The organism is Actinoplanes ianthinogenes (assembly GCF_018324205.1).
Classification (GTDB): Bacteria; Actinomycetota; Actinomycetes; order Mycobacteriales; family Micromonosporaceae; genus Actinoplanes; species Actinoplanes ianthinogenes.
Genome location: NZ_AP023356.1, coordinates 9,016,125 through 9,037,978 on the forward strand (window position 1 = coordinate 9,016,125; position 21,854 = coordinate 9,037,978).

Annotated in this window: 22 protein-coding genes; 10 read left to right on the forward strand and 12 right to left on the reverse strand. The window is 71.1% G+C overall.

Features of this window, described 5'->3' with window-relative positions:
- Window positions 1–2: 2 nt before the first annotated feature.
- From Aiant_RS40790 to Aiant_RS40800, 3 genes are all read left to right on the forward strand, one after another.
- Window positions 3–416, forward strand: coding sequence for a DUF6153 family protein (locus Aiant_RS40790; protein WP_189329993.1), 414 nt, complete (start codon window positions 3–5; stop codon window positions 414–416).
- A gap of 51 nt (window positions 417–467) precedes the next feature.
- Window positions 468–1,073, forward strand: coding sequence for a DUF305 domain-containing protein (locus tag Aiant_RS40795; RefSeq protein ID WP_189329994.1), 606 nt, complete (start codon window positions 468–470; stop codon window positions 1,071–1,073).
- A 161-nt stretch (window positions 1,074–1,234) separates the two neighbouring features.
- On the forward strand, window positions 1,235–2,098 hold the full coding sequence (locus Aiant_RS40800; RefSeq protein ID WP_189329995.1) for a DODA-type extradiol aromatic ring-opening family dioxygenase: 864 nt from the start codon (window positions 1,235–1,237) through the stop codon (window positions 2,096–2,098).
- On the opposite strand, the gene glgX is transcribed toward Aiant_RS40800, so the two are convergent.
- Window positions 2,091–4,238 carry a glycogen debranching protein GlgX gene (glgX, locus tag Aiant_RS40805; RefSeq protein ID WP_189329996.1) on the reverse strand — a complete coding sequence of 716 codons (2,148 nt, stop codon included), beginning with the start codon at window positions 4,236–4,238 and terminating at the stop codon, window positions 2,091–2,093. The two genes, Aiant_RS40800 and glgX, sit on opposite strands and share 8 nt — an antisense overlap.
- Window positions 4,235–6,946, reverse strand: a complete 2,712-nt coding sequence (locus tag Aiant_RS40810) for an MGH1-like glycoside hydrolase domain-containing protein (protein WP_189329997.1) — start codon at window positions 6,944–6,946, stop codon at window positions 4,235–4,237. The genes glgX and Aiant_RS40810 overlap by 4 nt, the downstream gene beginning before the upstream one ends.
- Before the next feature lie 213 nt (window positions 6,947–7,159).
- Here Aiant_RS40810 and Aiant_RS40815 point away from each other — a divergent pair, with 213 nt between their 5' ends.
- A complete protein-coding gene (locus Aiant_RS40815; protein WP_189329998.1) occupies window positions 7,160–7,867 on the forward strand; it encodes a CorA family divalent cation transporter in 708 nt (235 codons plus the stop codon).
- A 12-nt stretch (window positions 7,868–7,879) separates the two neighbouring features.
- Here the strand turns inward: Aiant_RS40815 and bglS are convergent, their stop codons facing one another.
- Complete coding sequence (gene bglS / locus Aiant_RS40820) at window positions 7,880–8,647, reverse strand: beta-glucanase (RefSeq protein WP_212846737.1); 768 nt, start codon at window positions 8,645–8,647, stop codon at window positions 7,880–7,882.
- A gap of 227 nt (window positions 8,648–8,874) precedes the next feature.
- On the opposite strand from bglS, the gene Aiant_RS40825 reads away from it, so the two are divergent.
- On the forward strand, window positions 8,875–9,906 hold the full coding sequence (locus tag Aiant_RS40825; protein WP_189329999.1) for a glycoside hydrolase family 26 protein: 1,032 nt from the start codon (window positions 8,875–8,877) through the stop codon (window positions 9,904–9,906).
- On the opposite strand, the gene Aiant_RS40830 is transcribed toward Aiant_RS40825, so the two are convergent.
- A complete protein-coding gene (locus tag Aiant_RS40830) occupies window positions 9,903–10,916 on the reverse strand; it encodes a LacI family DNA-binding transcriptional regulator (protein WP_189330000.1) in 1,014 nt (337 codons plus the stop codon). The two genes, Aiant_RS40825 and Aiant_RS40830, sit on opposite strands and share 4 nt — an antisense overlap.
- 240 nt (window positions 10,917–11,156) lie before the next feature.
- A complete protein-coding gene (locus Aiant_RS40835; RefSeq protein WP_212846741.1) occupies window positions 11,157–11,735 on the reverse strand; it encodes an Ltp family lipoprotein in 579 nt (192 codons plus the stop codon).
- 398 nt (window positions 11,736–12,133) lie between these two features.
- Here Aiant_RS40835 and Aiant_RS40840 point away from each other — a divergent pair, with 398 nt between their 5' ends.
- Window positions 12,134–12,490, forward strand: coding sequence for a VOC family protein (locus Aiant_RS40840; protein ID WP_189330001.1), 357 nt, complete (start codon window positions 12,134–12,136; stop codon window positions 12,488–12,490).
- Window positions 12,491–12,501: 11 nt separating this feature from the next.
- Here Aiant_RS40840 and Aiant_RS40845 read toward each other — a convergent pair whose 3' ends face one another.
- Both Aiant_RS40845 and Aiant_RS40850 read right to left on the reverse strand, forming a co-directional pair.
- Window positions 12,502–13,269: an ABC transporter permease gene (locus Aiant_RS40845; RefSeq protein ID WP_189330002.1), complete on the reverse strand. Its 768-nt coding sequence runs from the start codon at window positions 13,267–13,269 to the stop codon at window positions 12,502–12,504.
- Complete coding sequence (locus Aiant_RS40850) at window positions 13,266–13,991, reverse strand: ABC transporter ATP-binding protein (protein ID WP_189330003.1); 726 nt, start codon at window positions 13,989–13,991, stop codon at window positions 13,266–13,268. Before Aiant_RS40850 ends, Aiant_RS40845 begins: the two co-directional genes overlap by 4 nt.
- Window positions 13,992–14,092: 101 nt before the next feature.
- Here Aiant_RS40850 and Aiant_RS40855 point away from each other — a divergent pair, with 101 nt between their 5' ends.
- Both Aiant_RS40855 and Aiant_RS40860 read left to right on the forward strand, forming a co-directional pair.
- Window positions 14,093–15,232 carry a sensor histidine kinase gene (locus Aiant_RS40855; RefSeq protein WP_189330004.1) on the forward strand — a complete coding sequence of 380 codons (1,140 nt, stop codon included), beginning with the start codon at window positions 14,093–14,095 and terminating at the stop codon, window positions 15,230–15,232.
- On the forward strand, window positions 15,229–15,885 hold the full coding sequence (locus tag Aiant_RS40860; protein WP_189330005.1) for a response regulator: 657 nt from the start codon (window positions 15,229–15,231) through the stop codon (window positions 15,883–15,885). The genes Aiant_RS40855 and Aiant_RS40860 overlap by 4 nt, the downstream gene beginning before the upstream one ends.
- Window positions 15,886–15,900: 15 nt before the next feature.
- Here Aiant_RS40860 and Aiant_RS40865 read toward each other — a convergent pair whose 3' ends face one another.
- Genes Aiant_RS40865 through Aiant_RS40880 form a run of 4 tightly spaced genes read right to left on the reverse strand, consistent with a single transcriptional unit; the run spans window position 15,901 to window position 18,479 of the window.
- The gene (locus Aiant_RS40865) at window positions 15,901–16,698 is read right to left on the reverse strand and encodes an ABC transporter permease (protein WP_189330006.1); all 798 of its coding nucleotides are present in this window, start codon (window positions 16,696–16,698) and stop codon (window positions 15,901–15,903) included.
- Window positions 16,685–17,404, reverse strand: a complete 720-nt coding sequence (locus Aiant_RS40870) for an ABC transporter ATP-binding protein (RefSeq protein WP_212846749.1) — start codon at window positions 17,402–17,404, stop codon at window positions 16,685–16,687. Before Aiant_RS40870 ends, Aiant_RS40865 begins: the two co-directional genes overlap by 14 nt.
- Window positions 17,401–18,174: a hypothetical protein gene (locus Aiant_RS40875; protein ID WP_189330008.1), complete on the reverse strand. Its 774-nt coding sequence runs from the start codon at window positions 18,172–18,174 to the stop codon at window positions 17,401–17,403. The genes Aiant_RS40870 and Aiant_RS40875 overlap by 4 nt, the downstream gene beginning before the upstream one ends.
- A complete protein-coding gene (locus tag Aiant_RS40880; protein WP_189330009.1) occupies window positions 18,171–18,479 on the reverse strand; it encodes a PadR family transcriptional regulator in 309 nt (102 codons plus the stop codon). The genes Aiant_RS40875 and Aiant_RS40880 overlap by 4 nt, the downstream gene beginning before the upstream one ends.
- Window positions 18,480–18,629: 150 nt before the next feature.
- Between Aiant_RS40880 and Aiant_RS40885 the strand changes: the two genes are divergently transcribed.
- Window positions 18,630–19,364: a polysaccharide deacetylase family protein gene (locus Aiant_RS40885; RefSeq protein WP_189330010.1), complete on the forward strand. Its 735-nt coding sequence runs from the start codon at window positions 18,630–18,632 to the stop codon at window positions 19,362–19,364.
- On the forward strand, window positions 19,361–20,500 hold the full coding sequence (locus Aiant_RS40890; RefSeq protein WP_189330011.1) for a YncE family protein: 1,140 nt from the start codon (window positions 19,361–19,363) through the stop codon (window positions 20,498–20,500). Before Aiant_RS40885 ends, Aiant_RS40890 begins: the two co-directional genes overlap by 4 nt.
- Before the next feature lie 19 nt (window positions 20,501–20,519).
- Here the strand turns inward: Aiant_RS40890 and Aiant_RS40895 are convergent, their stop codons facing one another.
- On the reverse strand, window positions 20,520–21,776 hold the full coding sequence (locus Aiant_RS40895) for a COG4705 family protein (protein ID WP_189330012.1): 1,257 nt from the start codon (window positions 21,774–21,776) through the stop codon (window positions 20,520–20,522).
- Window positions 21,777–21,854: the final 78 nt, after the last annotated feature.

The following is a 21,854-nucleotide window of genomic DNA, read 5'->3' on the forward strand; positions in this document are numbered from 1 at the left end:
TCATGATCGGTCCAACGGCAGCATCGATCGGGCGTGGCGCCCGGACGGTGCTGCTGTTGTGCACCGTGCTCGGGCTGGCGCTGATGCACACCCTGGGCCACTCCGGCGTCCGCGCCGAGCACTCCGGCAGCGTGGCGATGACCTCGATGTCGGCGACGCTGACGGCGGCCGAGGACTGCCCGGACGACCACTGCGCCGGCGGGCACGATCACGGGCAGCTGAGCCTCTGGAGCGTCTGTCTCGCCGTGCTGGGCGGACTCACCGTCGTCGTCCTGCTGGCGATGGCGCTGCTGGTCGCCACCCGGTCGGGTGACCGGCCGCGAGGCACGAGGGGATCGCGGCACCGGGCCGGCCGGGCGCCGCCGATTCCCGGGGCCGGACTCACCCTCGCCGCGACAGCGGTGCTGCGCATATAGGAACGGGCCGTTTCCCGCGTCCACCCGTTTCTGTCGAAAGGTCCTACCGCGATGATGCGTACCCTCAAGCTGTCCCGCGGCCTGCTGGCCGTCACCGCCGTCCTGGCGCTCGCCGCCTGCGGCGAAAGCACCTCCTCGGACTCCGGCCCGGCGCCGTCGGCCGCCGCCTCCGCCGCGACCTCGGCGACGTTCAACGACGCCGACGTCGCGTTCGCCCAGCAGATGATCCCGCACCACCAGTCGGCCATCGCCATGGCGAAGATGGCCACCGGCCACGTCGGCGACCCGCGCGTGGCCGAGCTCGCCCGCAAGATCCAGGCAGCTCAGCAGCCCGAGATCGACACCATGAACCGGTGGCTGACCGCCTGGGGAAAGCCCCTGGCGAGTCCCGGCGGCGAGGCGATGGAGGGCATGGACCACGGTGACATGGCCGGCGTCGACGAGCTGGACATGACGGCTCTGATGAACGCCAAGGGCACGCCGTGGGACAAGGAGTTCCTGGCGGTGATGGTGAAGCATCACCAGGGCGCGGTCGTGATGGCCGAGCAGGAGCTCGCCCAGGGCGCCAGCTCGGATGCCAAGGCGCTCGCGCAGGCGATCATCACCGATCAGCAGGCGCAGATCACCGAGATGAAGCAGTTGCGTGCCGGCTTGTAAGAGCTCCGGCTGCTAGGTCAGTCCTGCGGGACGGTTCGCGCGGTCGACGGTGCCGAGTTCACCGTCGACCGCGGCGAGGCCGTCGCGGTGCCCGGAATCACTTGCATCTTGAAGTGAGTGGGGCCTACGGTTCACTTAACGCTTGAAGTGAGGGTGGGGCCATGAGCGCTTTTGTGAATACGAGCCGTCCAGCCGGTGCCTACGACGCGCTCCTGGCCCGGGCGCTGCCCGCGGCGCGCGCTCAGCGCATCTGGGAGCCGGCCGACGGGGCGCTGCCGTCGCTGTTCGTCAGCCACGGCGTGCCGCCGACGCTCGACGACCAGCAGTGGCTCGACGACCTGTTCGCCTGGGGTCAGTCGATGCCCAAGCCCCGGGGCATCGTGGTCGTCTCGGCGCACTGGGAGGCGGCGCCGGCCGCGCTGTCCGGGTCCGCCGCGGGCACCCCGCTCTACTACGACTTCGGCGGTTTCCACCCGCGGTACTACACGCTGCCGTATGCCACGCCCGACGCCACCGACCTGGCCCACCGCATCGCCGGCACGCTCGACTCCGCCACCCCGGTGCACCAGTTCGTCGACCGCGGGCTCGACCACGGCGCGTTCATCCCGCTGATGGCGATGTATCCGGCCGCCGACGTCCCGGTCGTGCAGCTGTCCATGCCGAGCCTCGACCCGCAGGCGCTGCTCGCGCTCGGCCGGCGGCTGCGTGGCCTGCGCGACGAGGGCATCCTGGTCATCGGGTCCGGGTTCATGACGCACAGCTTCGCCACCATGCGCAATCCCGCGCTCGCCGGGCACACCAGGGCGTTCGACGAGTGGGCCATCGACGCGGTGACCCGCGGTGACGTCGACGCGCTGACCGACTATCGGGCGAAGGCTCCCGGCGTCGAGGTCGCGCACCCCACCGCGGATCACTATGTCCCGCTGCTGCTCACGCTCGGTGCGGCCACCGATCCCACCACCGCGGTCTCCACCATCGACCGCATCTGTTTCGGCAACTCGATCCGGTCGATCACCGTCAGGTGACCTGAGGCCGCGGACTCCGGAGCACGATCAGGGACCGTGGGCCCACGGTCACCCGCTCGTCGGCGCCGCGCGGCGCCGCGTGGCCGGTCCCGGCGAGGTCGTAGGTGTCGATCTCGGCATGCCACCGGGCGTCGGCCCGGGTCGGCGGCAGCACGAAGTCCAGGGGCTCCCACCAGGAGTTCACCAGGACCAGGAAGTCGTCGTCGAGCAGCAGCGTGCCGTCCCCGGCCCGGTCGGGGGCGTCCGACCCGTCCAGATAGATGGCGATGGCCCGGGCACCCGGGTCGGCCCAGTCGCCACCGTCCATCGGCTTGCCCGACGGAGTGAACCACCGCAGGTCCGACGCCTCGGCGCCGGTCAGGAAGCGGCGGCGGCGGAACACCGGATGGCTCTGCCGGAACGCGATCAGCCTCGTGGTGAAGTCCTTCAGCGCCTCGTCCCGGCTCGCCCAGTCGAACCAGGTGATCTCGTTGTCCTGGCAGTAGGCGTTGTTGTTGCCGCGCTGGGTACGCCCGATCTCGTCGCCGCCCAGCAGCAGCGGCACCCCGAAGGACAGCAGCAGCGTGGTCAGCATCGCCCGGGACTGCCGCGCGCGCAGGGCCAGGATGCCCGGGTCGTCGGTGGCGCCCTCCGCCCCGCAGTTCCACGATGCGTTGTCGTCGGTGCCGTCGTGGTTGTGCTCGCCGTTGGCCTCGTTGTGCTTGTCGTTGTAGGAGACCAGGTCCCGCAGCGTGAACCCGTCGTGCACGGTGATCAGGTTGACCGAGGCGGTCGGCCGGCGGCCCGAGCGGCCGTACAGGTCGGAGGATCCGGTGAACCGGGTGGCGAACTCGCCGATCCCGACCGGGCGGCTGGCCCAGAAGTTCCGCATGGTGTCGCGGTACTTGCCGTTCCACTCGCGCCACAGGGGCGGGAACCGGCCCAGGTCGTAGCTGTCCACCTGGCCGACGTCCCACGGCTCCGCGATCAGTTTGACCTGGGACACCACCGGGTCCTGGGCGACCATGTCCAGGAACGCCGACACCTTGTCGTAGGCGCCCTCCTGGCGGGCCAGCGTGGGTGCCAGGTCGAACCGGAACCCGTCGGCGTGCATCTCGGTGATCCAGTAGCGCAGCGAGTCCAGCATGAGCTGGAGCGTGATCGGGTCGCCCGCGTTCAGCGAGTTGCCGCACCCGGTGGTGTCGACGTAGACGCCGGGGTCGCCGGGCACGGTCCGGTAGTAGGCGGTGTTGTCGATGCCGCGGAAGCACAGCGCGGGACCGTCCGGCCCGGCCTCGGCGGTGTGGTTGAACACCACGTCCAGGACCACCTCCAGGCCGGCCCGGTGCAGCGCGTCGACCATGGCCTTGAACTCGGCGACCTGACCACCGGGCTGCCCGGCCCGCACGGCGGCGGAGTATCCGTTGTGCGGGGCGAAGTAGCCGATGGTGTTGTAGCCCCAGTAGTTGGTCAGGTTCCGCCCGGTCAGAAACGCCTCGGGTACGCTCTGGTGCACCGGCAGCAGCTCGACGGTGGTGACCCCGAGACCGGTCAGGTACCCGATGGCGGCCTCGTGGGCCAGTCCGGCGTACGTCCCGCGCAGCTCCGCCGGGATGTCCGGGTGGCGCATCGTGAAGCCCTTGACGTGGATCTCGTAAAGGACCGTGTCCGAGTAGTCGTACCGGGGCCGGATCCGGTCGGCCCAGGTGAACGCGGGGTCGGTCACCAGACCGCGCGGCACGTGCGGCGCGGAGTCCAGGGCGCTGGGCTTGGCCGGGTCGGCCTCGTCCTGCCCGAGGACCTCGGGCCCGAAGGTGACCGAGCCGCTGATCGCCTTGGCGTACGGGTCGAGCAGCAGCTTGGCCGGGTTGCACCGCAGTCCCCGGTCCGGCAGCCAGGGTCCGCCGACCCGGTACCCGTAGGCCTGCCCCGGCCCGACGCCGGGTACGAAGACGTGCCACACGTCGGCGTCGTTGTCCCGGACCGGGACCTGCGTCTCTCGGCCCTCGGCGTCGAACAGGCACAACGTGACGCGGTCGGCCACCGACGAGGCGATGGCGAAGTTCGTGCCCGCGACACCGAACTGCTCACCGGCGGTGGCGCCGAGCGGGAACGGCACCCCGGGCAGGCCGGCGACCGTGCTCGCTGGGAAGCTGGTCATGACGTCACCTTCTCGATCAGCTCGCGGGCGACGTCGCCGACGGACTTGACCGCGCCGTGGCGGCGCAGGATCAGGTCGGCGACCAGTCCGGTCCACCCGGTCTGGTGGAACGCGCCGATCGCGGCGCCGTTGTCGCCGTGGAAGTACTCGCTGAAGATCAGGTTGTCGTGCCAGTCCGGGTCGGTCTGCATCCGCTCGGTCCCGCCGAAACAGGGCCGCCGCCCGTGCGCGTCGTTGGTGAACAGCGAGATCAGTCGATCCTGGAGGTCGGCGATGATCCGGTCGAGGGGGAGCCGCCGGCCCGAGCCGGTCGGGTATTCGAGCTGGTAGTCGTCGCCGTAGAACCGGTGGTAGCGCTCCAGCGACTCGACCACCATGTAGTTGACCGGCATCCAGATCGGGCCACGCCAGTTCGAGTTGCCGCCGAACATCGAGGTGGTCGACTCGGCCGGCTCGTAGTCGATCGACGAGTGGTATCCCTCGGCGTCGAACTGGTAGGGGTGCTCGCGGTGGTATGCCGACAGCGCCCGCAGACCGTGCGGGGACAGGAACTCGGACTCGTCGAACAGCTTGGCGAACAACCGCTCCAGCTGGTTCGGCCGGGCCACCGACAGCAGCAGCCGCCGGCCGGCGTCGTCGCCGCGCAGCTGGGCGGTCTCGACCAGCTTCTCCATGTCGCTGAGGCCCTCGTGCTGGAGGAAGCGCATGAAGCCCTTGTTCATGTCCATCGCGTTCTGGAGCAGGTCGCCGTCGATCACCAGGGCCGCCAGGACGGGGATGATCCCGACCATCGAGTGGACCTTGATCGGGACGGCCTGGCCGGACGGAGTGATCAGCCGGTCGTAGAACAGCCCGTCGGCGTCGTCCCACAACCCCTGCTTCTCCAGAGCCTTGCGGATGCCCGCGAAGTGCTCCAGGAACTTCACGACCAGGTCCCGCCCCTGGCGCTTGCCCGACCATTGCAGGATGGCCGCGATGGCGCCCATCGCCGCGGCATAGGCGCCCATCCAGCCGGTGGCGTCGGACTGCTGGAGGGTGTAACCGTCGGGCAGGTGCGAGCGGTCGATCGGCCCGATGTTGTCCAGGCCCAGGAAACCGCCCTCGAACACGTTCTTGTCGCCGGCGTCCTGACGGTTCACCCACCAGGTGAAGTTGACCAGCAGCTTGTCGAACACCCGGGACAGGAAGTCGAAGTCACGGGCGCCGTCGATGGCGAAGATCTGGAGCGCGGCCCAGGCGTGCACCGGCGGGTTCACATCGCCGAAATCCCATTCGTACGCCGGGAGCGCCCCGTTCGGACTCTGGAACCATTCCCGGCACACCAGGATCAGCTGGTACTTGGCGAACGCCGGGTCCAGGTGCGCCAGCGGGACGGTGTGGAAGGCCAGATCCCACGCGGCGAACCAGGGGTACTCCCACTTGTCCGGCATCGAGATGATGTCGAACCCGTTGAAGTTGCGCCACTTGGCGTTGCGCCCGGTCAGCCGCTCCGCGGGCGGGGTGGGCTGGCCGGGGTCGCCGTCCAGCCAGCGGTCGACGTCGTAGTAGAACAGCTGCTTGCTCCAGAGCATGCCGGCCGAGGCCTGCCGCAGCACCAGCGCCTCGTCCGCGCCGGCGCCCGCCGGGGTGAGCTCGGCGTAGAACTCGTCGGCCTCGCCGCGGCGCCCGGCCACCACCCGGTCGTAGTCGTCGCCGAGCGCGTCGGCCGCGCTGCTTCGGCCCTCGACCGCGGGACGCAGGCGCAGGCGCAGCTCGGTGGTCCCGCCCGCCGGCACCGTGATCTCATACCAGAACGAGCACTTGGTGCCGGTCCGCTCGGGGTTCACGGTCGGCGCACCGTGCACCACGTGGTCATTGATGCCATCTTTCGGGTACGCGGTGATCGGCGCCGCGTTGTCCAGGCGTACCAGATTGGTCTCGTTCTCGCAGAACAGTAACCGGGGGCCAGCGCCGTCCGGACCGGCCGCCGCGATCAGTTCCATCGTCCCGGTGATCGGATGCTCGATCAGCACCGACCGATCGCCGGCGGCCCGCAGCGACGGACGGGTCCCGTCGTCCCCCCACGACCAGGTGTTGCGGAACCAGGCGGTGGGCAGCACGTGCAGCGTCTCCGCCTCGGGGCCCTTGTTGGTGACCTGGATGCTCATCAGCAGGTCGTCCGGGCCGGCCTTGGCGTACACCACCTCGGTGATCCAATAGCGGTCCTCGTCGAACGCGCCGGTGTCGAGCAGCTCGTACTCGGGCTCGTACCGGTCCCGGCGCGCATTGGTGTCGATCAGGTCCTGATACGGGAACTCGCCCTGCGGGTAGTGGTAGCGCCACCGGTTCCAGGCGTGCGACGGGATGGCGTCCAGGTACCACCAGTACTCCTTGACGTCCTCGCCGTGATTGCCCTGCGGGCCGGTCAGCCCGAACGCGCGTTCCTTGAGGATCGGGTCGCGCCCGTTCCACAACGCCAGCGACAGGCACAGCCGCTGCTCGATGTCGCAGAACCCGGCCATCCCGTCCTCGCCCCACCGGTACGCCCGGGACCGGGCGTGATCGTGCGGCAGGTAGTCCCACGCGTTGCCGTCGGCGCTGTAGTCCTCCCGGACCGTGCCCCACTGCCGCTCGCTGACGTACGGCCCCCACCGGTACCAATCCCCGGCCTGTCGCAGCCCGTGCTCCAACCGCCCGAACCGCGCTACTCGATCGCTCTCGGCACCCATCGACGTTCTCCGTCCCACTCGGCGACCCCGTGCCAACCTGTGGCCGCTTCGTTCCTATGCCGCGAGCGACCAGCGGTGCATCACCCTCTGTGTGCCATGTTTCCACCGTCAGTGGTCGATGGGTTGCTGCGTCCGAACCTCACCCGGACAGGAGGAGGACGGCTCGCCGGGCGGCTGGTTCAATCGCCCGTGGCGCTGGGAGGTGGCACGGGCATGCCCGATTCGGTACGCGACCGGGTCCGGCCCCCGATCGCCCGCCTCATCGACGCGGCCGGGCGCGACGGGCCGGCCACGCCGGCAGACGTCGCCGGCCACCTGCGATCGGGCGAGTTCTTCTGGCTCGACCTGGAGCAGCCGGGCGACGACGACCTGGCGGAGTTCCGCCGCGGCCTCCAGCTGCCCGCGGGCGTCCTGGACAGCGTGCCGCACGCTCGTCAGCGGTCGTCGCTCGGCTGGTCCGGGGGATCGGTGCGGGCCGTGCTGCCCGCGGCGGTGGGCACCCGGCCGGCGGCGTGGATCGCCGCGGAGTTCGTGAGTCTGCTGCTCACCGAGCAGTTCCTGGTCACCGTGCACCCGGCGCCCTGCGCGGCCCTGCGGCACGCCCGGGACCAGTACGGCGCCCTCGACGAGGGTGCCCGCAAGGACGCTCTGGACCACCACGCCGGTCTGGTCGCCGGCCGACAGGCCCAGGTGATCAGCGGGCTGACCATCGTGGCGACCGTCTTCCTGCCACTGTCCTTCCTCACCGGCTACTTCGGCATGAACTTCCGCATCCTCACGAACGACCTGCAAACCTCGTTCTGGCAGTTCGTCCTGCTGGCGCTGGTGCTGCCGGCCACCAGCGTCGCCCTGTCCCTGCTGCTCATCCGCCGGCTGGAGCGGCGCCTCGGCATCCGTCGCCTGAGGAAGCCGCCCAGCTGACGGTCCTCGGGCTCAGTACTTGGTGTACTTGGCCCAGTCGTAGCCCGCGGTGAGCCGGTAGCCCGGGTAGGTGAACGGTTGCAGCCAGCTGTCGACGCCGATGCCCGGCCAGAGGTTCATCATGATGCGCTGCGGGTGCGTGGGCAGCGGGCCGCGCGAGCCGTTCTCCTGGTGCACGAGCGCTCCGTCGACGAACCAGTTGATGGTGCCGCCCCGCCACCACTCGAAGGCGTAGTTGTGGTAACCGGCCGCGGCGTCGAAGCCCAGGTTGATCACGGTCTCGTGGCCGCCGACGCCGTTGGTGAAGTAGTTGAGCTGCACCTGCCTGGTGTTCTTGCCGAGGATCTCCACGTCGATCTCGTCCCACGGCTGGTTGTCGCTGGGCCCGGTGTAGGTGAAGAACGAGGTCACGGTGCCGGGATTCCGGACGGCTTTCAGCCGCGCCTCGAAGCGGCCGTACGAGTACAGGTCGGTGGTGCGGTACTCGCCGGACGCGTACGGCTTGCCGGAGCAGCCGCCCGGACAGGTCTGGGTGTCCAGGTTGAGGTTCATCGTGCCGCCGCCGAAGGTGACGTGGTCGGCGCGCCAGCCGACGTTGAACATGCTGCCGTTGCTGTAGCCGTCGGCCTTGTACCAGCGGCCGGTGTCGAAGCCGTTGAAGTCGTCGGTGAAGCTCGGGCCGATGGCGGCCTGGGCCGGGACGGCGCCGGGAACGGTCAGGGCGACGGCGATGCCGAGGGCGGCCAGCGCTCTCCGCGTGCGGGATCGAGGGATGCTCACGGTTGCCTCCAGGGGACGGGGGTTTGGAAGCGCTTCCAGAATGGCCGATCAAGCTTGGTCGATGACGAGTTTGTTACCTGCCCTTAACGAATGTCAAGTGAAGTGGGTTGTTGGGGCGGGAGCGGGAAACCTCGTCTTTACATCGATGACTACCGGTCGTACCTTGTGACCGGAAGCGCTTCCAGTCTGGAGAGAGCGCTCTCGTCATCGATCGACCGGGAGGCAACATGCGCAGGCGAGTACTGCTGGGTGCGGCGGCAGCCGCCGTGACGCTGGCGGTGTCCGACCCCGTCAGGGCGAACGCCGCACCGGCCGGCACTCGATACCTGGGCATGTTCCGGGAACAGGACCCGGCGGCCATCGCCGCCGACGTGAAGGCCCTGTACGGCGTCACCCCGGCCAGCGTCATGTGGTTCGACAGCTGGGCGAGCGGACGCGCCTTCCCGGTGAACGAGGCCAAGCTGCTCTGGCGCCGCGGCATCATGCCGCACTACACCTGGGAGCCCTGGAACACCGCCCTCGCCGTGAACGACCCCGCGCAGATCCACCTCGGCGACATCCTCGACGGCGCCTGGGACGACTACATCGTGGCCCGCGCCCGGGAGTTCGCCGCCGTGCGGCAGCCGATCCTGGTCCGCTGGGCGCACGAGTTCAACGGAAACTGGTACCCGTGGGGCATCGCCAACAACGATCAAGACCCGTCACGGTACGCGTCGGCGTACCGGTACGTGCACGACCTCGTCGAGGCGAGCGGGGCGCGCAACGTGCAGTGGGTGTGGGCGTTCAACAACGGCTCGTCGCCGGACGAGGCCTACAACGACCCGGCGGCCGCGTACCCCGGTGACGACTACGTCGACTGGGTGGGGATCGACGGCTACAACTGGGGATTCGGACCGTCCTGGGATCCGGCCAGCGACCACTGGACGAGCTTCGACGCGACGGTCTCCAGCGCGTACGCGAAAGCTCGTGACATCGCGCCGGACCGGCCGGTGATGCTCGGCGAGTTCGCGTCCACCGAGGACGGCGGCGACAAGGCCGCGTGGCTGCGTGACATGGATGCGCGGCTGCGCTCGGGCGCCTACCCGGACCTGAAGCTGCTCACCTACTTCGACCTGACCAAGGAAGAGCCCTGGTCGCCGACCTCGTCACCGGCCGCCCTCGCCGCGTTCACCGACTGGGTGCACCGGCGGTACATGAACGGGCGCGGGCACGAACTGGCCCGGGTCGCCGCGCAGTACGCCTGTTCCCGGCACCGCTAAGCCGACTCCCGCACGACCAGTTTCGTCGGCAGGATGAACGACTCCGGCCGCGAGCCGTCCAGCAGATCGACCAGCATGCGGGCGGACTCGCGGCCCAGCGCCTGCACCGGCTGGTGCACGGTGGTGAGTTTCGGGTCGGTGTGCACCGCGACCGGCAGGTCGTCGAATCCGACCACCGCCACGTCGCCGGGCACCGTGCGGCCACTCTCGCGCAGCACCCGCAACGCGCCGGCGGCCATGTTGTCGTTGGCGGCGACCACGGCGTCGAGGTCGGGATGCGTGCTCAGCAGCGTGCGCATCGCCCCGGCGCCACCGTCCTCCAGGAAGTCGCCCGGCACGACCGCGTACGGCTCGAGCCCGGCCAGCAGCAACGCCTCGGCGTAGCCGCGCCGGCGTTCCCGGCCGACCGCGGTGTCCTCCGGCCCGGTGATCATGGCGATCCGGCGGCGCCCGTCGCGCAGCAGGTGCTCGGTCGCCGTCCGGGAGCCGCCGGCGTTGTCCACGTCGACGTAGAACGGCGGCGTCCCGCGCATCGGCAGCCCGACGAAGACGGTCGGCAGGCCGGACTGCTCGGCGATGTCGATCAGCGGGTCGTCGCCGCGCATCGCCACCAGCATCACGCCGTCGGCGCCGCGGGTCTGCAGGAACGCCTTGAGCCGCTGCCGGCCGTGCACCGGCGTGGCCAGGCTGAGCACCAGGTGCAGGTCGGTCTTTTCCAGCGCGGCGGACGCGCCGACGATGATCTGTGCGAAGAACGGATCGCCGAACACCTCCGGGCCGTCGCCGGAGACGGCCAGGACGACCGCGCCGGTCTGCTGGGTGACCAGAGCGCGGGCGGCGCGGTTGGGGGTGTAGCCGAGTTCGAGGACCGCTTTCTCGACCGCCTCGCGTTTGGCGCGGCTCACGTGCGGGCCGTTGTTGACCACGCGGGAGACGACGGTGCGGGACACGCCCGCCCGCTCGGCGACCTCGTCCAGGGTCGGTGGCCGGGACCGGGCCGGTGACGGCATGACGTGGTCCCTCCGGTCGAGCCGATCACGGCGATCCTAGGGAGCCGCGAGCAACGATGTAAAGCCGACACGGTCATGGCCCCGCCGGTCGGCCGGCAGCGCGGGTCCGTGGTGGCGACGTACCCGCGGTTCCGCCGCGCGACGGCTCCGCGCCGACGCGCCGGCCGAGGACCTCATCCCGAGGTCCTCGGCCGGCTGCCGATGCCGGGCCACCCGTGCTGCGAGTCGCGATCGGCCGGTTCAGAGACCGGCGGCCTTGGCGCCGTAAACGGCCTGCTCGTGGGTGTACTGATCGCCGGCGGACGACTCGAGCTGCCGGATCAGGCCGGCCCGGGAGAACGAGGTGAGCTCAAGATAGTTCTTGGCGGCCCGGGCGGCCTGCTCGTTGTAGTCGATGTGGAGGGAGTCGACGGCCTTGGTCGCGACCTTGAGCGGGTATCCGTCACCGGCGTCGGACGACAGCTGCCGAATCAGGCCCTTGCGGGAGAACGGCGCGAAGTCGAGATAGTTCTCCGCGGCGCGGACGGCGTTCTGCTCCTCCACGGACAGCTTCGGCGCCTCGGCCTTCGGTGCCTCCGTCTTGGTCTCCTCGGCCTTCGGCGTCGCCGTCGCGACCTCTGCGGCCTCGGTCACCTCGGCCTTGGCGGGCCCAGTCGCCGCGGTGGCCGTGGCGGCGGCCTTGGATTTGTCGTCGTCACCGCCGCCGGCGATCGCCGAGCCGAGACAGATGATCAGCAGGCCGCCGATGATGCCACCGATGATCAGCTTCTTGTTGCTCTTCTTCGGCTGCTGCTGGGGCGGGAACGGAGCTCCCGGCACGGCGCCCGGGAACGGCGGCTGGCCGGCGGGATACGGAGCTCCCGGCACGGCGCCCGGGAACGGCGGCTGCCCCGGCGGGGCGGGGAAGGGCTGCTGGGGTGGAACCGGCGCTCCGGATTGCTGATACGGGTCGAAGGGCGGTTGGTGTGTCAAAAGATCGCTCCTGGAGACGCGGTTATTTCAAGATCAAACTTTCGAGTTGATCTTGGCAGCCGCGAATGCCCAGGTCAACGCCGTCTAGGCCGGAGAGCGTCCGATTCTGACCGTCCGGACTAGCCGCCGCAGGTCACCGGCTGTCCGCCGGGCGGCCACCGATCGCAGTCGCGGCTGTCCGAAGTCGGCAATTGCCGCACCTCGCCCGATGTGGTCGGCCAGGATCCGATGCCACTATCGAGCCCATGGCGAATGTGTGGTCCGGCGTGACGATCGACTGTCTCGACCCCGAGCGGGTGGCCCGATTCTGGGCCACCCTGCTCGGCCGCGAGCCCGGACCGTCCCAGGAGGGCTGGGTCTACCTCGGCGAACGCGGCGATCCCCAACCCCGGTTGGTGTTCCAGCCGGTGCCCGAGCCCGCGGCCGGCAAGGTCCGGATCCACCTCGACGTCACCGTCGACGACATCGAGGACGCCATGGCCACGGTCATCTGCCTCGGCGGCCGCGCGACCGGTGAACGCCACGACTACGACGAAGGCGTGGTCGTGGTCATGGCGGACCCGGAGAACCACGAGTTCTGCCTGGTTCAGTACTACGACTGACGAGCCGTGCCTCAAACATCCCGGGTGGAGCGCCAGAGGCCCAGCCCGACCGCGACCGCGAGGTACATCGCCAGGTCCAGGTACGCCAGGCCGAGCGACGGCAGCCGGGGCTTGGCGGCGACGGCGTGCACCTGGGCCACCACGTCGCCGGCGTTGGACAGCAGCAGCCGCGACGGCAGATAGGACCAGCCCTCCACGGCTTTGGCGGCGCCGTAGGCGAGGAACACCACCGCGATCAGGGCCGACGTGGCTCCCGCCGGGTGGCGCAGGAACGCGCCGAGTCCGAGGCCGACCATGGTGACGACGCACAGGTACAGCCCGGCGCCGGCCACGGACCGCAGCACGCCCGGGGCGCCCAGGCCGACGTCCAGGTGCTCGCCGTGCAGGACCGCTTGCCCGAGCAGGTAACTGCCGAAGGCCAGCGCCTCGCCGGCGATCAACGACACCCCGAAGACGGTGGCCGCCTTCGCCGCGAACAGGACGGCCCGGCGGGGCTGCGCGGTGAGCGCCGCGACGATGGTGCCGGAGCTGTACTCCGAGGTCACCGCGAGCACGCCGAGGACGCCGAAGGCCAACTGGGCGAAGGTGAGTCCGGCGAACGCGCTGCCCAGCGGGTCGAACGCGGCCCGGTCGGCGGCGGGCACGGTCGCCCAGCCGCGGACGGTGCTGATCGTGTCGGCGAGACCCAGGCCGACCGTCAGGGCGACGGCCGCGCCGAGCGTGATCCACGTCGAGCGCACCGACCACAGCTTGCTCCACTCCGCGCGGACCGCCCTCATCGCACACCTCCGCCGCGGTAGGTCACGGCGCCGGCCGTACACGCGAAGTAGGCGTCCTCGAGGGTGGCGTGCCCGCGGCTGAACGCCTCCACCGTGTCGTCGGCGAGCAGCCGTCCGCCACCGATGACCAGCAGCCGGTCGGCGACCAGAGCGAGCTCGCTGATGAGGTGACTGGACACCAGCACGGTGCGGCCCTCGCCGGCCAGGCCGCGCAGCAGCCCGCGGATCCAGTGCACGCCCTCCGGGTCCAGGCCGTTGACCGGCTCGTCGAGCACCAGCGTCGCCGGGTCGCCGAGCAGCGCGGCCGCGATCCCCAGGCGCTGCCGCATGCCCAGGGAGAAGCCGCGCACCCGCCGGTGTGCGACCGTGGTCAGACCGGCCGTGCCGAGAGCCGCGTCGATGGCGCGCCGGCCGAGGCCGTTGGCGGCCGCGAGCCAGTGCAAGTGACGGTACGCGGTGCGGCCACCGTGCAGCCCCGCCGCGTCGACGAGCGCACCGACCTCGCGCAGCGGCTCCCGCAGGTCGCGGTAGGGCCGGCCGTTCACCAGCGCCCGCCCGGCGGTCGGCGTGGTCAGGGCGAGCAGCATGCGGATGGTGGTGGACTTGCCGGCGCCGTTGGGGCCGAGGAAGCCGGTGACGCTCCCAGGTCGTACCGAAAAGGTCAGGTCGTCGACGGCAGTGGCGGTGCCGTACCGCTTCGTGAGCCGATGCACTTCGATCATGTCGCCGACTCTGCGGCCGCGCGGTCCGCCACCGCGTCCGGCCGTGGGCATATGCCTGTGGGCAGACGACGGCCGGGCCGGGCGCCCTTACGCTGACGCTCGTGCCGATCGAACCTCGCGCCCCGCTGTGGCACCGGATCAGCCCGGTGCGCTGGCTGCTGCTCGACGGACTCGCCGCCGCCGCCTTCGAACTGTTCGCCTTCGGCATCCTCGGAGCCCGGGAGAGCAATCCGGCGCTCGCCGTCGCGGCGACCGCTCTCGCCGCCGCGACGGTGCCCGCCGCGCGCCGCTGGCCGCTGGCCGCTGCCGCCGGCGCCCTGGCGGTGTTCTGGCTGTCACCGATCTCGTCGCGATATGCGTGGATCGCGCTGGTCCCGCTCGCCTACGCGTTGCTGCGCTGCGCGGAACGGCACCGTCCGGCGGTCGCGGCCGTCGCGCTCGCGGCCGCCCTGACCGGGCCGGTGGCGAGCGCGCTGCCGTCGCTGCGGCGGCCGGGCGGCATCGTGCCGTTCGCGCTCGTGCTCGCGGTCGCCTGGACGGTGGGCGTCGCCCTGCGCCAGCGGCGCCGCTACGGCGAGGAGCTGGTGGGGCACGAGGGGCAGCGTGCCGCGGACCGCGCCGCGCGGGAACGGGCCCGGATCGCCCGTGAGTTGCACGACGTCGTCGCTCACGGCATGACCGTCATGACGGTGCAGGCCACCTACGGGCGGCTCGTCGTGCAGGACCGGCCGGCCGAGGCGGCGGCGGCGCTGGTGGCCATCGAGACGACCGGCCGGCAGTCCCTGGCCGAGCTGCGCCGGCTGCTCGGTGTGCTGCGCACCGCCGAGCCGGATCCGGCCGACGACGACCCGGCTCCGGGCCTGGCCGATCTGCCCCGGCTGGTGGCGCACACGGAGCGGGCGGGAGTGCGGGTCGACGTGGCGGTGACCGGCGACCCGGCCGGGCTCAGCCCGGGGCTGGACCTGTCCGCCTATCGCATCGTCCAGGAGGCGCTGACCAACGTGGTCAGGCACGCCGGCACCGGCACTGCCCGCGTCACCGTGGAACACCGTCCGGACGCGGTCGTCCTCGACATCGTCGACGGTGGACGCGGCGGCGACGTCCGGCAGGAGGGACACGGGCTCACCGGCATGCGCGAACGCGTCGCGCTCTACGGTGGCACCCTGATGGCCGGCCCGGTGCCGGGCGGCGGCTTCCGGGTGCACGCCACGCTGCCGAAACCCGCGGACGAGGCGTCGTGAGCGTCCGCGTCGTCATCGCCGACGACCAGGCGCTCATCCGTACCGGCCTGCGAGGGATCGTGGAGACCGCGGACGATCTCACCGTGGTCGGCGAGGCGGCGACCGGCGCGAGCGCCGTCGACGAGGTGCTGCGGCTGGAACCCGACGTCGTGCTGATGGACATCCGCATGCCGGAGCTGGACGGCATCGCCGCCACGCAACGCCTCACCGCCACCGGATGCGCGTCCCGGGTGCTGATCCTGACCACCTTCGACCTCGACGAGTACGTGTACGGGGCACTGCGCGCCGGGGCCAGCGGCTTCCTGCTCAAGGACGCGCCACCGGCCGACCTGCACGCCGCCATCCGCGTCGTCGCCGCCGGCGACGCCCTGCTGGCGCCGAAGGTCACCCGCCGGCTGATCGCCGCCTTCACCACCGGCGCCGTGCCCGGGACGCCGGCGTCGCCGGAGCTGGACGTGCTGACCGCCCGGGAGCGGCAGGTGCTCGCCCTGGTCGGCGAGGGACTCACCAACGCCGAGATCGGCCGGCGCCTGTTCATCACGCCGGGCACGGCGAAGGTCCACGTCGCGCGGTTGCTGTACAAACTGGGCGCCCGGGACCGCGTCCAACTCGTCATCATCGCCAACCGGGCGGGCCTGTCACCGCAGGCCTGACCACCCGAACGGTGGTCAGGCCGCCGGGTCGCGGCGCCACAGGACGGCCCAGCTCGCCGCCACGCACACGGCGATCGTGACGACCTGGTCGGCGACGCCGAGCGACAGGCTGTGCGGGCCCGCCGGGTCGAACAGACCGGTCCAGTTCTGCCAGTAGTGCACCGGCAGGAACACGGCGACGGCGTGCAGGGCGTGCTGGCCGTTGACGATGCTGGCCAGGACCACGAAGACCACGGCCGTGGCGAGGGCCTCCGCGCCGCGCGGCAGCAGCAGTCCGGCCGTGAAGGCGATCGCCGCCATGGCGACCATGCACACCATGATGTAGCCGACCGCTGCCACCACCCGCGTGGCTGTCGTGCCGGCACTCAGGTCCGGCGCACCGAGCACATGGAACGGGTGCCAGCCGAACAGCATCCATCCGGAGACGAGTCCGGCCACCAGCCCGCAGGCGACCGCGAGCACCGCCGCCACCGCGGCCGCGCCGAGCTTGGCCGCCAGCAGCCGGCCGCGGGTCACCGGGGCGACGTACAGGTAGCGCAAGACGCCCCAGTCGCGGTCGGCCGAGGCGATGGCGGTGGCGAGCAGAGCGACGACGATCGGCAGCAGCAGCGGGCCGATGAATTGCAGGCCGGCCATGGCGTGGTTGAGGGCCGAGAACGGGGAGGCGCCGAACAGGCCGGTCTCGGTGCCGTTGCGGTGCCCGGCCGAGGACGCGAAGGACACCGCGGCGGCCACCGGGACGGCGGCCAGCAGGGCGAGCGAGATCAGGCTGCGCAGCCGGACGAGCTGGGTGGTCAGCTCAAACCGCAGCATCGTCGGTTCCTCCGGTCATGGCCAGGTAGGCGTCCTCGAGTGACTCGTGGGCGCCGAGCAGGTCGTCCAGGCGGCCCGAGGTGACCAGCCGGCCATGGTTCATCACGACGAGGTGACTGGCCAGCTGTTGCACCTCGGCGAGCTGGTGGCTGGAGACGAGGACGGTGGCGCCGTCGGCGGCGCGGGCGGCCAGGTGCCGGCGCAGCGCCCGGACCTCGGCGGGGTCGAGCCCGTTGGCCGGCTCGTCGAGGATCAGCACGTCGGGTCGGCGCATCACGGCGGCGGCCAGGATGAGCCGCTGTTTCATGCCCATCGAGTACGCCTTGACCTTCCGGTCGAGCATCGGGCCGAGCCCGGCCAGCTCCAGGGCGTCGTCCAGGGCCGGCGGGGGCCAGGCCGAGCCGGTCGCCGACCAGAGCAGCCGCAGATTCGTGGCCCCGCTCAGGTGCGGGACGAAAGCCGGGCCGTCGATCACCACGCCCACCCGGCGTAGCACCTCGGCCCCGAGTGCCACCGGGCTCTGTGCGATCCGGACCGTGCCGGTGTCGGGGGTGGTCAGGCCGACCAGCATGCGCATGGTCGAGGTCTTGCCGGCGCCGTTCGGGCCGAGCAGCGCGCAGACCTGGCCGGCCCGCACCCGGAAGGTGAGTTCGTCGACCGCCCGGTGCCGGCCGTAGCTTTTGGACACGGCTTTGGTCTCGATCATGGCTGCCGCCGGAGCGGTCGGGAGGCCAGGGCGGTAGCCGCGGCCAGCGCCAGCACGACGAGGAGCCACGACGGCACGAACGGTGTCGCCAGGATGCCGCGATCGCCGGTCCACGCGGACCGCTCCTGCACGCCCCAGACCAGGGCGGCGACCGTCGCGACGGCCATACCGCCGGCGGTGATCAGGGTTGCCGGTCGGGCCGGCTCGCGGCGCAGGACGGTACTCGCCGTCGCCGCGGTGGCCGCGACCACTCCGATCCCGGTGACCGCGATCAGCGCGAACCCGATCAGGTTCGCCGTGGAGTGCACCGGATACCCGTCGGTGACGGCCACCACGAGGCGGCTCAGGGCGTACCAGAACAATGTGCCGGCGACCGGAACCGCAGCGCATCGCCGGGCCCGCGCATCGCGGGCGCGCAGCAGCGCGACCGCGTCGGGGAGCACCGCGGTCAGCACTGCCGTCGATGCGACCGCCGCGGCGGTTACCAGCAGGATGTCCATGCCGTGACCGGCGTCGGCGTCGTCCTCAGCCAGCTTGGCGAATCCGATCCCGGCCACCGTGAACAGGCCGGCCGCCCAGATCAGCTTGGTCATCGACGCTTCACCTCCGTGGGCCCGGACCGAGCCGAGCAGCGAGTTGAGGATCAACGCGGGTCGCCGGTGCACGCGCAGGTCAGCCAGGAGTTGTGCGTACTCCTCGCCGTACCGGTCGCGCCAGCCGGCCGGATAGCAGGCGACCAGCGCCCGGATCAGGAGGCTGTCCATGCTCATGCCGGCCGCAGCCGGCTCAGGCTCAGTGCGGCGAGGCGCTGCATCCGGGCCGCCTGAGCGGACAGCTCCGCGGCGCCGGCGGCCGTGAGCCGATAGGGCCGGCGACGTCCCTCAGCGGGCAGGCCCTCGATCAGTCCGCGCTCCTCCAGCCGGGCCAGTGCCGCATACAGCGTGCCCGGGCCGAGGGTGACGCCGACCTGCGCAGTGATGTCGGTGGTGATCGCATAGCCGTGCTTCGCGCCGTCGGCGAGGCTGGTCAGGACCAGCAGTCCGGGTTCGGCCCAGCGGCCAAGGTCGTCGACCATGATTACTCCGTCCCGCGTTATATCGCCCAACGTACTACGCGGGACGGTATAACGCTAGAGGCGCTCTGCGTGGGAAAGCTCGGTTTTGCCGATACTTCACCTGGTGGGGTCTTCAGCCTTTTCTCATCGCCGCGCTCCTAACTTCGCCCCATGCAACGTCGTGACGCACTGCACGCGATCACCGGCCTCGCCCTCGGCGCCATCGCCGGCTGTACGGACGCCCCGCATCACTTCGCATCACCCACCACCGCGCCGCCGAATCCGTCGAGAGCGGCCGAGGCACCCCTTCCCGGCGAAGTGCGGCACGGGCCACGCGATCGGCCGCGCGTGGCGCTGACCTTCCACGGGCAGGGCGATCCGGGACTGGTCACCGATCTGCTCGACGAGCTGGACCGCGGCGGCGCCCGGGTCACCGTGCTGGCCGTCGGAACGTGGCTTGCCGCGCAGCCCGCGCTGGGTCGGCGCATCCTCGCCGGCGGCCACGAGCTCGGCAACCACACCCAGCATCACGCGGACATCAAGACCATGAAACCCGAGCTCGCGTACGCCGAGATCACCCACTGTGCCGGCGTGATCCAGGGCGTCAGCGGCTCGATCGGCCGCTGGTTCCGCCCGTCGCGGACCCCGCACGCCACCCCGATGATCCAGGCGGCCGCCCGCCGAGCCGGGTATCCCACCTGCCTGTCCTATGACGTGGACCCCCGTGACTTCACCGACCCGGGCGCGTCCGCGATCGTCACCGCCACGCTCGCCGCCGTGCGTCCGGGGTCGATCGTGAGCCTGCACTGCGGCCACCAGGGAACCGTCTCCGCGATCGGCCCGTTGCTGGCGGGCCTGCGCGCCCGCGCTCTGCAACCCGTCACCACCTCGGAGTTGTTCGCATGACACGACTGCCCGTCACCGCCCTGTCCGCGGTGCTTCTCCTCACCGGCTGTGCCGCCGCTCCCGCGCCCGCTGTGCTCCGCGCACCCTCGGCCGCGGCGGTGCCCCCCACGTCGCTGCCCGGTATGCCGCTGCCGCTCGACCCGGCGGATGTGTACGCCGCCGACCGCCCGGGAGCCCTCGCGCCTGTCGCGGCGCACGCCCGGTCGTTCGTCTACGTGCCGAACTTCGGCAGCGACACCCTGTCCGTGATCGATCCGGGCACCTATCGGGTGGTCCGGACCGTCCCCGCCGGCCACGGTCCGCAACATGTGGTGCCTTCGTGGGACCTGCGCACACTGTGGATCAACGACAACGCCGGCAGCACGCTCATCCCGATCGACCCGGCTACCGGCAGGCTCGGCCGGCCGGTTCCGGTCGACGACCCGTACAACCTCTACTTCACGCCCGACGGCCGGTTCGCGATGGTGATGGCCGAGGCACGCCGGGCGATCGTCTTCAGCGACCCGCACACCATGGCGGCCCGGCACACGCTTCCCGTCGACTGCGACGGGGTCAACCACGCCGACTTCTCGGCCGACGGCCGGTATTTCATCGCCACCTGCGAGTTCTCCGGTGACCTCGTCAAGGTCGACACCGCCGCGCAACGTGTCGTCGCCCGCCTGCACCTCTCCGGGCACGCCATGCCGCAGGACATCAAGATCGCTCCGGACGGGCGTACCTGGTACGTGGCCGACATGCAGACCAGCGGACTCTGGATCGTCGACGGTGAACGGCTGGCCGTACGCACGTTCGTGCCCACCGGCGCCGGCGCCCACGGCCTGTATCCCAGCCGCGACTCCCACGACCTCTACATCGCCAACCGTGGCGAGGGCAGCGTGTCCGTATTCGACTTCCACACCGGCCAGGTGGTGGCGAAGTGGCAGCTGCCCGGTCACGCCAGCCCCGACATGGGCGGGGTCTCCGCCGACGGCCGCATCCTCTGGCTCTCCGGGCGCTACGACCGCGAGGTCTACGCCATCGACACCACCACCGGGCACCTCCTCGCTCGCATCCCGGTGGGGAACCAGCCGCACGGACTCTGCGTCTGGCCCCAACCCGGCCGCTACTCGCTCGGTCACACCGGCATCCTGCGCTGACCGCGCGCGGCGCAGCGGATCACACGCCGTCGAACTGGTTCAGGGTGTCGGTCAGCGTCTTCAGGCGGGCCTCGCAGTCGGCCTGGTTCGGGCTTCCGTCGCGCAGGGCGGTCAGCACGTCGTCGATCTCCCCGTCGAGCCGGCTCCACTTGGCCGGGTCGCGCGGTTTGAGGCCGGCCTCGGCGTCGTCCCAGGCGACTTCGAGGTCCTTGACCTTGGTCTTGCCGCCGGCCAGGTCGTTGTGGTCGACCTTGGCCCGCACGGCGGCGGTGATCGTGGCGAACCGGGTCAGGTTGCCGAGCTTGGTCGTGGGGTGCAGCGTCTGTGCGGACGGGGTGCCGGTCGTGTCGTCGCCGGTGGTGGCGGCCGTGGTGTCGGTGGTGGTGCTGGTGCCGTGCGTGCTGCTGAGCCCCAGCCCGGCTATCGCGATCGCGACGGCGGCGCCGCCCGCCCAGGCGTAGTCGCCGCGGTGCCCGCCCAGCGGCCCCTGACCCTTGACCGCGACCCCGTGCCGGTTGACCAGCAACTGCTCGCGGACGACCAGGATCAGGATGACGCCGAAGAAGAGCAGGCTGGTGACGCTGGCGCCGAGGTCGAGCCCGCCGAAGTCCTTCGCCTGCGTGAGCAGGTCCCCGAGCGACGCCCCGAGCGGCCGGGTCAGCACGTAGGCGATCCAGAACGTCGCCACCACGCTCGCGCCGAACCGCGAGGCGAGCCAGGTGAGAAGGATCAGCGTCCCGAAGATGAGGACGCCGGTGCGGAAGCCCAGGCCGAGCGCCTCGGTGGCCAGGTCACCGGCGGCGGTGCCGAGCGCGAACGTGGTCAGGATCGCCGCCCAGTAGAAAGCCTCCCGCCGGGGCGTGTCGATCGAGGTGATCGCCAGGGTGCGTTCCTGCCGGTACCAGACGACGAAGACGACTGCCAGGATCACCGCGAAGACCGCCGTGCTCAAGTACAGGCTGACGCCGAGCGTGTCGGTGAGGAAGTCGGTGATCTGGGTGCCGACGATGCTGACCAGCACCACACACAGCCAGTAGATCCACGGCGTGTACTTGGTGGTCCGGAACTGGGTGACCAGGGCGGCCACGAGCACGATCATCATGATCGCGTCGGTCACGAGAGGACCGAGCCCGACGTTGACCGCCAGGTAGTCGGCGAAGGTCTCACCGACCGTGGTCGACAGAACCTTGATCACCCAGAAGGTGGCGGTGATCGCCGGAACCTTCGTCAGCCACGTGCTCCCGGTGCGCGTGAGCAGACCGCTGGAGTACTCCATCGTCTCTCCTGTCAGTGCCGGACCTGCCGCCGGCCGGCGGCGAGGTGTCGGCTGACACGATGCGGTACACCAGCTGAA